The organism is Terrisporobacter mayombei, from assembly GCF_020748465.1.
GTDB lineage: Bacteria > Bacillota > Clostridia > Peptostreptococcales > Peptostreptococcaceae > Terrisporobacter > Terrisporobacter mayombei.
The window spans coordinates 1,075,654-1,087,791 of sequence record NZ_JAHZMP010000001.1; the positions used below are offsets into that span (position 1 = coordinate 1,075,654).

At 27.6% G+C, this 12,138-nt stretch carries 12 protein-coding genes; 1 reads left to right on the top strand and 11 read right to left on the bottom strand.

Features of this window, described 5'->3' with window-relative positions:
• Positions 1-145 precede the first annotated feature (145 nt).
• The 6 genes from pgsC to gpr form a co-directional block, all read right to left on the bottom strand.
• Positions 146-595, bottom strand: a complete 450-nt coding sequence (gene pgsC / locus K0039_RS05160) for a poly-gamma-glutamate biosynthesis protein PgsC (protein WP_228103964.1) — start codon at positions 593-595, stop codon at positions 146-148.
• Positions 596-613: 18 nt separating this feature from the next.
• Positions 614-1,813 (bottom strand): poly-gamma-glutamate synthase PgsB, encoded by a 1,200-nt coding sequence (gene pgsB, locus K0039_RS05165; protein ID WP_265589408.1) that lies wholly within the window; start codon positions 1,811-1,813, stop codon positions 614-616.
• A 412-nt stretch (positions 1,814-2,225) separates the two neighbouring features.
• Positions 2,226-4,028, bottom strand: coding sequence for a translation elongation factor 4 (gene lepA / locus K0039_RS05170; RefSeq protein WP_331476690.1), 1,803 nt, complete (start codon positions 4,026-4,028; stop codon positions 2,226-2,228).
• Between the two features lie 183 nt (positions 4,029-4,211).
• Entirely contained in the window at positions 4,212-4,406 is a 195-nt protein-coding gene (locus tag K0039_RS05175) for a hypothetical protein (RefSeq protein ID WP_228103965.1), read from the bottom strand.
• A gap of 14 nt (positions 4,407-4,420) precedes the next feature.
• Positions 4,421-5,392: a stage II sporulation protein P gene (gene spoIIP, locus K0039_RS05180; protein ID WP_228103966.1), complete on the bottom strand. Its 972-nt coding sequence runs from the start codon at positions 5,390-5,392 to the stop codon at positions 4,421-4,423.
• A gap of 15 nt (positions 5,393-5,407) precedes the next feature.
• Positions 5,408-6,361, bottom strand: coding sequence for a GPR endopeptidase (gpr, locus tag K0039_RS05185; protein WP_228103967.1), 954 nt, complete (start codon positions 6,359-6,361; stop codon positions 5,408-5,410).
• Between the two features lie 273 nt (positions 6,362-6,634).
• Here gpr and rpsT point away from each other — a divergent pair, with 273 nt between their 5' ends.
• Entirely contained in the window at positions 6,635-6,901 is a 267-nt protein-coding gene (gene rpsT, locus K0039_RS05190) for a 30S ribosomal protein S20 (protein ID WP_228103968.1), read from the top strand.
• A 126-nt stretch (positions 6,902-7,027) separates the two neighbouring features.
• Here rpsT and holA read toward each other — a convergent pair whose 3' ends face one another.
• The 5 genes from holA to K0039_RS05215 form a co-directional block, all read right to left on the bottom strand.
• Complete coding sequence (gene holA / locus K0039_RS05195; RefSeq protein ID WP_228103969.1) at positions 7,028-8,071, bottom strand: DNA polymerase III subunit delta; 1,044 nt, start codon at positions 8,069-8,071, stop codon at positions 7,028-7,030.
• Positions 8,040-9,305, bottom strand: coding sequence for a ComEC/Rec2 family competence protein (locus K0039_RS05200; RefSeq protein ID WP_228103970.1), 1,266 nt, complete (start codon positions 9,303-9,305; stop codon positions 8,040-8,042). The genes holA and K0039_RS05200 overlap by 32 nt, the downstream gene beginning before the upstream one ends.
• Positions 9,306-9,505: 200 nt before the next feature.
• Entirely contained in the window at positions 9,506-9,688 is a 183-nt protein-coding gene (locus tag K0039_RS05205) for a hypothetical protein (RefSeq protein WP_228103971.1), read from the bottom strand.
• 257 nt (positions 9,689-9,945) lie between these two features.
• Positions 9,946-11,103, bottom strand: coding sequence for a GNAT family N-acetyltransferase (locus K0039_RS05210; protein ID WP_228103972.1), 1,158 nt, complete (start codon positions 11,101-11,103; stop codon positions 9,946-9,948).
• Between the two features lie 5 nt (positions 11,104-11,108).
• Positions 11,109-12,014 (bottom strand): DUF2156 domain-containing protein, encoded by a 906-nt coding sequence (locus tag K0039_RS05215; RefSeq protein WP_228103973.1) that lies wholly within the window; start codon positions 12,012-12,014, stop codon positions 11,109-11,111.
• Positions 12,015-12,138 lie beyond the last annotated feature (124 nt).

The following is a 12,138-nucleotide window of genomic DNA, read 5'->3' on the forward strand; positions in this document are numbered from 1 at the left end:
AGAATATAATATCCAAAAACATATAACTAAAGCATAAAATTAGTGATAATATCAATAAATTAAAAAGTGTTATTTCTTTTCTATTTTTTATATAAATTTGGATTTTTTCCTTTAAAGTCAAACTTTTATCCATATTTCCATCTCCTTAAACTAATTGAGCTACATTTAAGATAACAAAAGCTGCAAAAGAAACACCTAAAGTACTTACCGTTGTAAGTTTTATGCCTTGCTTGTAGAAGCAGTTTGCGATTAAACCTGGTATAACTATTCCAACTCCCTCAAGCACTCCTAACGACATCCCCATAGACATATTTAGGCTGTCTAATGCAATTTTCAATAGCATACATACTAAAAGCATCGCTAAAAATCTTCTTCTTCCATACAATATAATAAATTTATTTAATCCAAATTCAACAATCATATAAGTTAATACACTTAACAGTAATATAACTATCAAACTCTTAGGATTATTCATCGTAAGCGCTAAATATCCAGGAACCACAAGCCCTCCTGGGTTAATTCCGAATTTTTCTTGAAATAATAAGCTTAGAGTTAAACCTAAGATTATCGCTACATATAAATCTGTCAATACCATTATAGCCTCCTAAATTTTCTAGATTACAGCTTTTTGCTTCTCACTATAATCAGTTATTGTTTCATCTTGACTCATACTTAAAAGTCTTTCTATAAATGGTTCACCCGTACCATGTATATTTCCTACACCATAAATTACTCTGTTTTTCATTAAAGGATTTATAACCTCTAATATTTCATCTGGTGTTGCATTTTCTAAATCAATATAATTTTTTACATTTGGCAACATTCCATTTTTAAATGCCGTAGCAACAGGCTCAGTTACCTCCCCTATACCAACAAGTGTATGAGTTTTAATATTCGGAAACACATCTCTTACAAAAATTTCGGTTCTATCAACTCTATCTTGTCTACAGTTCATAATAACTATTGGATCATCTGAATCATAGTCCATTTCACATATTTTTATCCAAATATTTAGTGTTGACTGTGGGTCATTTGCTGCAAATCCATTTACAAAATGACAATTTAGAGATTCTTTTCCTATTTTAGTAACTCTCATTGCCCCTGGATCTGGATGAGCATTAAGCATCCCCCTCATACATACTTCTTTATCTAAACCTAAAGCTTCTCCTACAGCTAGAGCTAAAGATGCATTATCAGGGAATACCATATAATCAAATTCAGATAAAAATTCACTACTTATTTTTGAATTATCAGCTACTATTACCTTACTATTTCTCTCCTTAGCAACTTCTTTAAAGTAATCTAGATAAGGACTTGGTATAGTAATTAAGTATCCATTATATGGTATAGTTGCTGCAAATGCTTGCGCTACTTCATTTAATGTTGGTCCTAATACATCCATATGATCTTCAAGTACATTAACTATTAAAACAATGTTAGCTTCCAACATTCTAAATTGATATACCTTTTGATAGTCTGGGTTTACTGCCATACACTCACATACTAAAGCTTCTGCTCCTAAGTCTGCCGACTTCTGTAATACCTCTAATTGCTCACCTATGTTAGCACCTTGAGGTTTTCTTATTATAGGTTCTTCTTCATCTTTGAACCAGTAAATCATTCTAGCTTCTGTTCCAGTTGTTTTTCCTACTGTCTTATACCCTGCCTCAGTTAATATGCCAGTTATTAGCCTTGTGACAGTTGATTTTCCTCTTATCCCATTTATATTCACTCTTATTGGTATTTTTTTAACATTTCTCTTTTGAGCAAGTTGTTCTCTTATACCAAGTATAAGTAGAGTGACTATACACAATACTATAATAATAATGGTTCATCCCTCCCTAATTAATCGTCATTATATGATTGTTTTCATATACTAAGGTTTCATACAAAGTACATTTTTGTTTTACACAATAGTATAAAATTTAGATTATTATCATTTCTTGTCTAACAACTAGTCAATTATATCAAAAATTATCGAATTCTAAAAGTATTTATTTCAATTTCTTAATAATAAGTTTTATTCTTCAAATCGCCATTTACACAATATTCCAAACTTTATACCCTAGTGTATAGTATTTTTAATTATATTTCAATAAATTACAAATATTAATTTGTTAAAATTTGTAAATTTCTACCATTCCATAGTCAAAATATAAAGTCAGTTAGTATATCCATTATATAAGATAGATAACTAACCACCTTTTCTTCTTTATTTATACAATTTATTCATCTAATTTAAGAACTGACATAAATGCCTTTTGTGGTACTTCCACGCTACCAATTTGTCTCATACGTTTCTTACCTTCTTTTTGTTTTTCAAGAAGTTTCTTCTTACGAGATATATCTCCTCCGTAACATTTAGCAAGTACGTCTTTTCTAAGAGCACTTATTGTTTCTCTAGCTACTATTTTATTTCCAACAGCTGCTTGTATAGGAACAGCAAATTGATGTCTTGGTATTTCATTTTTAAGTTTTTCACACATTGCCTTACCCCTCGAGTATGCTTTACTTTCATGAACGATAAAGCTAAGTGCATCAACTTGTTCTTTATTTATTAATATATCTAATTTTACAAGTTGAGAAGGAACATATCCCTTCATCTCATAATCTAGAGAGCCATATCCTCTGGTTCTAGATTTTAGTGCATCAAAGAAATCGTATACAACTTCATTTAGAGGTAAATCATAATGAAGCATAACTCTTTTCTCATCTATATATTCCATGTGTAACATTGTTCCACGTCTTTCTTGACATAGTTCCATAACTATACCAACAAAATCTTTTGGTGCTATGATATCAGCTTTTACTATTGGTTCTTCTATCATTCTTATTTCTGAAACCTCTGGTAAATTTGCAGGGTTTTGAACCATAACAACTTCTCCATCATTTTTAGTAACTCTATATATAACAGAAGGAGCTGTTGTAACTAAATTTAGATTAAATTCTCTTTCTAATCTCTCTTGTATTATTTCAAGATGTAATAATCCTAAGAATCCACATCTAAAACCAAATCCTAAGGCTGCAGAAGTTTCTGATTCAAACTCAAGCGCTGCATCATTAACTTGTAGTTTTTCTAAGCAATCTCTTACGTTTTCGTATTTTTCACCTTCGCCTGGATAAATACCACAATAAACCATTGGAGTTGCTTTTTTATATCCTTCTAAAGGTTCTTGTGTTTTATTGTTAGCATCAGTAATAGTGTCACCTACGTGACAACTTCTTATATCTTTTATACTTGCTGCAATATATCCAACATCACCAGCAGATAAACTATCTAATTCTGTTGCACCTGGAGCCATAACTCCAACTTCTGTTACTTCGAATTTCTTCTTAGTATTCATCATTTCTATAGTCATACCTTTTTTAACTTCACCTTCAAATACTCTAACATAGGCTACAACACCCTTATAAGCATCATAGTATGAATCAAATATTAAAGCTTTTAATGGTTTGTTTATATCTCCAGTAGGCGCTGGTACATTTGCAACTATATCTTCTAATACGTCTTGTATATTTAAACCACTTTTTGCTGATATTAATGGCGCTTCACTTGCATCAAGACCTATTATATCTTCAATTTCTTCTTTGACCTCGTCTGGTCTAGCACTTGGTAGGTCTATTTTATTTATTACTGGTAATATTTCTAAATCTTGATCTAGCGCTAAATATACATTCGCTAAAGTCTGTGCTTCCACTCCTTGAGCGGCATCTACTACAAGTAATGCCCCCTCACATGCTACTAAACTTCTTGATACCTCATAGTTAAAGTCCACATGACCCGGAGTATCTATAAGATTTAAATAATATTCATTTCCGTCCTTAGCCTTATATATTAACCTTACATTTTGCAGTTTGATAGTGATTCCTCTTTCTCTTTCTAAATCCATGTTATCTAATAACTGGCTTTTCATTTCTCTATCACTTACTAAACCTGTGTACTGTATTAATCTATCAGCTAAGGTAGACTTACCATGATCTATATGCGCAATTATACTGAAATTTCTAGTTCTATTTTGTTTGTCCACCTTTATTCCTCCTTAATAAGTTGTTATCATAGACTTTATTTTATAATATATCTGCTTTTATGTAAATAAGTAGTATATAACAAAAAAATAAGACTTATTTTTCAAGTCTTATTTTTTCTAATATTTTGGTTTATTTTCGAAATTTGTATTCTTTAATATCATATAAAAATTAAATGTTATAGTTTAAAATATATCCATTATATATTTTATAATATCATTTTTACTATCGTTGTCTAAGACCTCATTAATTCTATAATCTATTATTAGTATGCTACTAGTAGTAATTACTAGCATCATAAACATAAATATCATTCTACAAATTGTTTTATATTTCTTTTTAGAATACTTTTCTTTTTTAGATTTTTCTAAACGGCTCATAATTTTTACCCTAATTATTTTATATCAGAATAATACTCATCGAGTATTTCTGCTAAATATTTGCATGTAGCCTGAGCTTCTTTTGTACTTGTTGCATTATTACCTATTTCTATTAATAATCCATTGTCTGCCATATATTGATTAAATCTACCATATTGTTTTGGAACTACTGGAGAAACTAATCCTGGATATTTCTTTTCAGCTAAAGCTGTAATTTCTTCTGCCTGTTTTTTTAATTCTCCCACATTTTGATTTCTTTGACCAACTACCAAGAAAAACTTTGCAACAGTTTCTCCATTTATTTTAGTTGTATATTTATCGTGTACTGCCTTTTTCGCCTGTGCAGTACTTACACTTTGCCCATCTCTATGTAAATCTATACTTACTTTAATAGAATTATACTTAGATAGAATAGACTTCATTGTCTTAGCACTCGTTGCATAAGCATCGTTGTAAGACAAGTCATTATACTTAGTAGTATGAACTACACCCCATCCCTTTTCTGACAACTCTGTAGATAAAATACTTCCTACAGACATAACTGAATGTTCTATATCTGTTGAATGATAGTTATTCTTTGGTGAATCAGAATAAGTTTCACTACTATGAGTATGATAGATAAGCATTTGTGGCTTGTCCTTTGTTACCCTTATATCATTAGTATAATTTGAATCAATAATATTACTAGTTTCTTTTGATTCTTTCGTCTCTTTTTGTTCTGGCTTATTTTCTTCACCAACGTAAACATTAACATATTCTTTGCCATCTATATTATTTGTATTGCTTTTTATATTATCTGTAGATTTTGAGTTATCCTCATCTTCTTTGTTATCCTTATCTTCTTTGTCTATAACTTTTACTTCAGGATAAGATGACTTCACCAAATATTTTAATATATCTTCTTTATCTAATGCTTGAGAAATAGTAGGCAAAATACAAACTATTAAAAATCCAATTTTTATAGCTTTTATTTTATTTTTAATCATTAAAATTCCTCCTTATTACGAAGTTCTCCCTGGATGAAGAGATCTATTTAATCCTTCACTAATTATTATTGATAAATTTTCTATAGTTTCATCTATATCCTTAGGAGTAACAATTAAATTTTTATCATAAGGATCTAGAGAGTCTTTAATTAGTTGATATTTTTCTTCTTCCTGTAATTTTTGAAGCATTTTATAAAATACTTCACCTTTGCTAGATTGTTCCATTAAATTATCGATTGCCACGTCTAGTACATCACTAGTTAAAGTAGCTGCATCTACTACCGTTGGCACACCTATAGCTATAACATCTACTCCCAAATATTCTTTATTTAGAGCCTTTCTTTTATTACCAACTCCTCCACCTGGAGATATTCCAGCTGTAGATATTTGTATAGTAGAATTTACCCTATCCATTTTTCTTGAAGCAAGGGCATCTATGGCAACTACTCTATCTGGTTTAATAGTATCTACTATTGCTTTAACAGTTTCACTAGTTTCTATTCCAGTAATACCCATAACCCCTGGGCTCAATGCAGCAACCTCTGTAAAATCGTCATCATAATCCTTATTGTAATTTTTAAATATATGACGTGTTACAAGAGTTTTTGATACTGATTTTGGGCCTAGTGCATCAGATGTTATATTCCAGTTACCAAGTCCAATTACTAAAGTCTTCTTTTGTTCATCTAAACCAAAAATATCTTTAAGTTCATCAGTTAAATAATTTATTATTTGTTCTCTAGATTCATCGTCATCATATTTCATCAATTTACTTTCTAATGTTACGTATGTTCCAATTCCTTTATTCATTATTTGAGAACCTTGCTCATTTAATACTTCAACTTTTGTAACTATACAGTCATCAAGTTGTTTGTTTATTGTTTTAACTCCTGGTATTTCACTACTATTACCGCTTTCTTCTATTATCTCTCTTGCTTCTAGAGCTAGGTCAGTTCTAATTTTTATCATAGTTTCCTCCAGTACTCAATAAAATGATATTATTGATTATTGACATGTGTTAACATTTTAAACATTATTTATCATTTTTTATTACTTTTATGAATAAATAAATCTATTATTGTGAAATATTTTTATATGTGATAAAGTAAGTCATGCACAAAAAAAACAGTTAGCAAATTATATTTAACTAATAAATATTAACTCTTGATTTTTATATTTATTTCTGTTAAAATCTAATATGTTGACGATGAGAATAATTATATTTACGAGGAGGTGTTTTTCGTGGCAAACATAAAATCAGCTAAAAAGAGAATAAAAGTTATCGATAAGAAAACTGCTTTAAACAAAGCTAGAAAATCTCAAGTAAAAACTGCTATAAGAAGATTCGATGAAGCTGTTACTGCAGGTAATGTTGAAGAAGCTACAGCTAGATTCCAATATGCTCAAAAGAGAATATACCAAGTAGCATCTAAAGGAACAATACACAAAAACGCTGCAGCTAGAAAAGTTGCTAAATTAGCTCAAAAATTAAACGCAATGAACGCATAATAACAGTTTAATTTTTATAAATTTAAACCCTTGATTTTATCAAGGGTTTTTTATTGCGTTTATTTTAACATTATTTTACTACTTCTGCCCACAAATAAAAAAGTCTTAGCATTTTAACTAAGACTCTTAACTAATATTTCTTTGGCAGTATTTACTCACTAGTATTTCTATAGCCAAAGTATCTCTTATTAATCCATTTTTAATTTTAAAATCATTTTCTAATATAAAGTTTAACATATCTATTATAATATCATCTGAGAAGTTACGACTTTGTTTTAAGGCTTTATTAACAACAAATTGTCTCAAACTTAATTTTTCACAAATTTCATTTACAGACGTTCCATCAATTTGCAGACTTCTAACCTGTAGAACAATTTTAAATTGTCTGCTTATCATAGCAAATATTCCAAGAACAGATTCTCCTTCACTAATCATATCATTTAATATTTTTATGGCAGATGAAGAATTCTTCTCGCCCATATAATCTATAAGCTTGAAAATATCATTTTCTATTTTCTTTTGAGATAATCTATCTATAATCTCATTACTTACTTTATTTTCTTCACCTACAAAGGAGCTAATTTTAATTATTTCATTTTCCAAATCTGAGAGAGTCTTTTCACTATTTTTATCCCTATATCCTTGAGATTCAATAAAATACATAACTTGCGTGTTTTCTATTATTACCCCAAAACTTTCAAACTTTCTTTTTGTCCATTTAAATAAATCCATATCAGAAATTTTATCACAGTTAAATACAACACCTTTTTCTTGTATTTTTTTTACTATCTTCTTTCTTTTGTCCACTTCTCCGTACACGACAAATACTAAAACTGTACTTTCTGATATATTATCTAAATAATCTATAAAGAATTTTTCATCACTCTCAGAAAAATTCTTTCTTTTTCCTTTTAATAGTTCAAAATCCTTTACTATGGTAATTTTTTTATCATCCATAAAAGGTAGAGTCTCTATAGAACTTAACAATTGATCTGAAAAAACTTCTTTACCGTCTATTACATCTAAATTGAAATCAATCATAGACTCATTAAGACTTTCCTTAAAGTTTTTTATAGCATTATCAATTAAGTAATATTCTCTACCATATAAAAGATATATATTTTCAAAGTTTTTATTTTTAATATTCCTTATAATATCCTTGTAATCCATTTTCTTGCTCCTTCATAATTTTTAACTCTCTATATATCATATACGAAAAAATTAAAATGTAATAAAAAGTTACATAAAATAATTTAGGATTGTTAATTTCAATATATGCTAATTTATTCCCTGCGAGTTTGTCTAATAAATAATATACCATAATAATAATGCTTTTGCTTAAATATGCTAAAATTTTTGATATTAAAATACTAAATCTAAATAAAATTACACTAATTATACTTAAATTCATTATTATACCAATTACAGGAACAACAATAATATTCCCAATAAGAAATAATACCGGTATTCCTTCGAACACATAATATATAATTGGCAAAGTTAATATATTAGCGCTTAAACTTATGGATATAATACTTATTTTTAAATACTTATTTATTATTTTATAAAAATATATAATAGATAAAGTGGCTAAAAAAGATAATTGAAAAGATGTATTATAAATTATATAAGGATTATTTACAATCAAAAATACACCTATCAAAGATAGTGTGCATACTCCATCTCTTTTTTCTTCCAAGAATATAGCCAGATACATAATTACAACAAAAACTATGGATCTACTTATAGATGGTGAAAATCCAATCATTATACTGTATAAGATCATTACAATAGTTAAAATTATAAGTTTATAAAATTTATTAATCCCTTTTATAATTATTGCTATCATGGTACATAGTATGCCTGTATGAAGTCCAGATATAGCTATTACATGACTAGTACCAGTTTTTGAAAACATATCTTTTTCTTCTTTACTCAAGTTTTCCTTTTGACCTAAGATTAAAGAATTAATAAAATCAGATTTATCTTTATATAGATATCTAAATGTATCTCTCAAGTAAGCTTTTGTATTACCTATAAAAGTATAGAATTTACTATCTCCTTGTATTTTATAATATCTTACAGTTATAATACCTTTAAATCCCATACTTTTTACATATCTGCCATAATTAAAATCATCAAAGTTCATTTCATCTAAACTTTTAATACTTCCATTTATTTCAACTATTTTACCTATTTTTATGTCTAGCTTTTTACTGTAATCATTTACTAAGTATTTTTCTATTTTATATTGATCATATTTATCTTTTTCAATTTTGTCCTTTATCACACCTTCTATAGTTATTTTTTCTTTATCCGCCATTTCATCTAAGGATTTGTTATTTGTATAAATAAAAGATATGAACAACAAAAATATAAATAATATTAATATTGGCCTTCTCATTTTTCCTCCATAATTCTTTTTATTTATTTTTATTATCATCATCTTAAATTTTTTCAAACATATTATACTGCTCTCTTAAATAAAAAATTTGCTTAATTTAATCTATTGTATTGATGCCATGAAATTCCAAGCAACTACGTTGTTTAAATCAATCAATTAGAAAAGAAGCATATCTTCTTCTGTGAAGATACGCTTCTTTTCTAAACTTCAACAGTTTCACTTACTGCTTCATTTAAAACTATTCCTAGTCTTTTTATTCCTTCAATTATTTCATCCTCTTTACAGCTAGAATAATTTAATCTAAAGTAATTTTCCTTATTTCCACTTGGAAATAAAAACCCTCCCGGAACATAAGCAACATTATTTTCTACACATTTTTCCATAAGTTCTTGTGCATTTAATTTCTCCGGTAATTTAACCCATGTAAATAATCCTCCACTTGGATTAGTAAAGCTTACGCGCTTACCTCGATATTTTTCAGGATTTTATAAATATTCATAATAGTAGTCCTTTTTATTATTTTTTTCAACTGTTGTTTTATATTCTATATACAAAATATAATTTTATAACACAAGTTCTTAATACTTTTTTTCAAAAGATTAAATTTTCACCTAAAAAAAGACAGCCTTTCGCTGTCTTTTTACACATATTCATTTATATAATTTTCTTTTTTAACAAAAATCAAATTTAAAAATTTTATAACTTCTTTATTTTCTTCTAAGTTATTTAATAAATAGGCTTCTTTTCCATTTATATAAGAAAACGCTAGTTGAGATATAGTGTTAATATCAAACTCTACATCATAATCAAAATTTCCATCTTCCAAAGTCAACTTGTTATTTTCTAAGCTAATTTTAAATATTTTATTATTTTCCTTTATATAATTATCCTTAATAGAAATAATTATACTTGATTTATCGTTGCCTTCTATATATAAGCTTTCTAAATATTTTTTTAAATTAATAACTCTTCCCATCATAAAAGGTTTTAATTTCATATTAACAGTTCTAGGATTTGATAAAGCAAATCTTATCTTATCATCTAAAGGCGATGTTATATTTACTTTTTTACATTGAGTATTGTGATTGTATATAAATCGCAACATTCCCTTAAGGGCATTCATATTTTTATAATATAACTCTCTAACAAAAATATCGTCTCCATTTATAAAATATATTATATATCCATCACTTTCCTCATTTTTATGAATATAAATATGTCCATCTTCACTTTCTATTTCTTTAAACAAATTTTCATAGTAATCTTCATCCCTTATTACTCTTCCATTTAAATTTTCTAAGAAAGATTTTTCTATATTTATCATTTCATTAATATGATCTGAATTAGCCTTTATTAAACTGCCCGAAGATTTAAATCCACCTAAATCTTCTATATTAATTTCATACTCTATTTGATCATAACAATGCTCGTATCCATATTTTCTATACAATCTATAATCTATTGGCATCAATATTGATATAAGCTGTTCTTTTTTGTATAACTCATTTAAAGTAAAATCCATAATATGTTTCATATAGCCCCTACCCCTAGCTTCTGGCAAGGTGGATACTCCTACAACATAAGACGTCTCATATTCTTTATCATTCAATTTTATCTTATATTGATTTAATTGAAGAGAAGAGACTATATTTGTCTCTTCCTCAACTACTATTGTGTTATAATTTTTATATTTATTATTAAAATAATAATCTGTAAATTTAGGTCCATCATTAAAACAATAGTTCCAAATTTCCATTATATTATTTTGATCACATTCCCTAGCAAACCTAATCTTCATAAATCTTATACCTCTCTAACAGTATACTTTTCTACAAATCTAACGGGGTGATAAGAAAGCTTAGCCTTTCTAAGTCCTTCTATTCCTAAATCTTCTTCTCTATTTATAAATTCTGCATCACTAAACTCATTAACTAAAAATTGTTGATTTATAAATGGATATAATCCTCTTATGATTGGATTAGCTTTTTCTATATGAATTAAGGCCATATTAGGATTAATATACTCTCCCATTGTAAAAGCTTCTAATTTCCCGTCTATAAATATTCCAGCTATTTTAAGTTTATCTTTTAAAATACTGTAGTTTTCAAATAGTTTCTTAATTCCAATAAGCTCTTCTTCCATCTCTTCATCTACAGCATCATTTTCTTCTTTGTTGCTAGTCCATTCTTGTACTAGTTCTAAACAAGCATCAAAATCTTTTTCATCAAGTAATCTATATTCGTATCTTCCTTCATATTCTTTTTTGAAGTAATTTATATGATTTCTTTTTTTTACGTTCTTTCTACCCTTTAATTCTCTCATGCTTTCCCCATCATAAACATAATCGAATAGATCTCTCTCTTCAATATAATTGAATTTTCCTGGGTAATTTTCCTTTAAGAAGTCTACTACTTCCTGTGTTATCCCTCTAAAATATATCTTCTTTTGCTCTTTTTCAAAGTAATCAACAACAAATTGTATAACTCTTGGCATATCTTCTTTTTTAGCTAACGGTAATATTGAAAATGTATTTCCTTCATATTCTGCAACTATTACAGCAAATCCATCTCCTATATAGTAACCAGTTTTATATAAATGTTGCCACATATATAATGTATTGAAACAATATTCACATGCTTCATAATCTACTAAATCGAAATATGGATTAAGCATTTCTCTACATTCCATATTTATATCTTTAAAAATCATAATTTCCTCCTAATTTATTGCTATAAATTCTATGTTAAATAGTAATTTTACATTTGTATTTCATTATTAAATATTTTCGCTCAAAATTGAATTTAATATATATAATACCCTAACAATGCATATA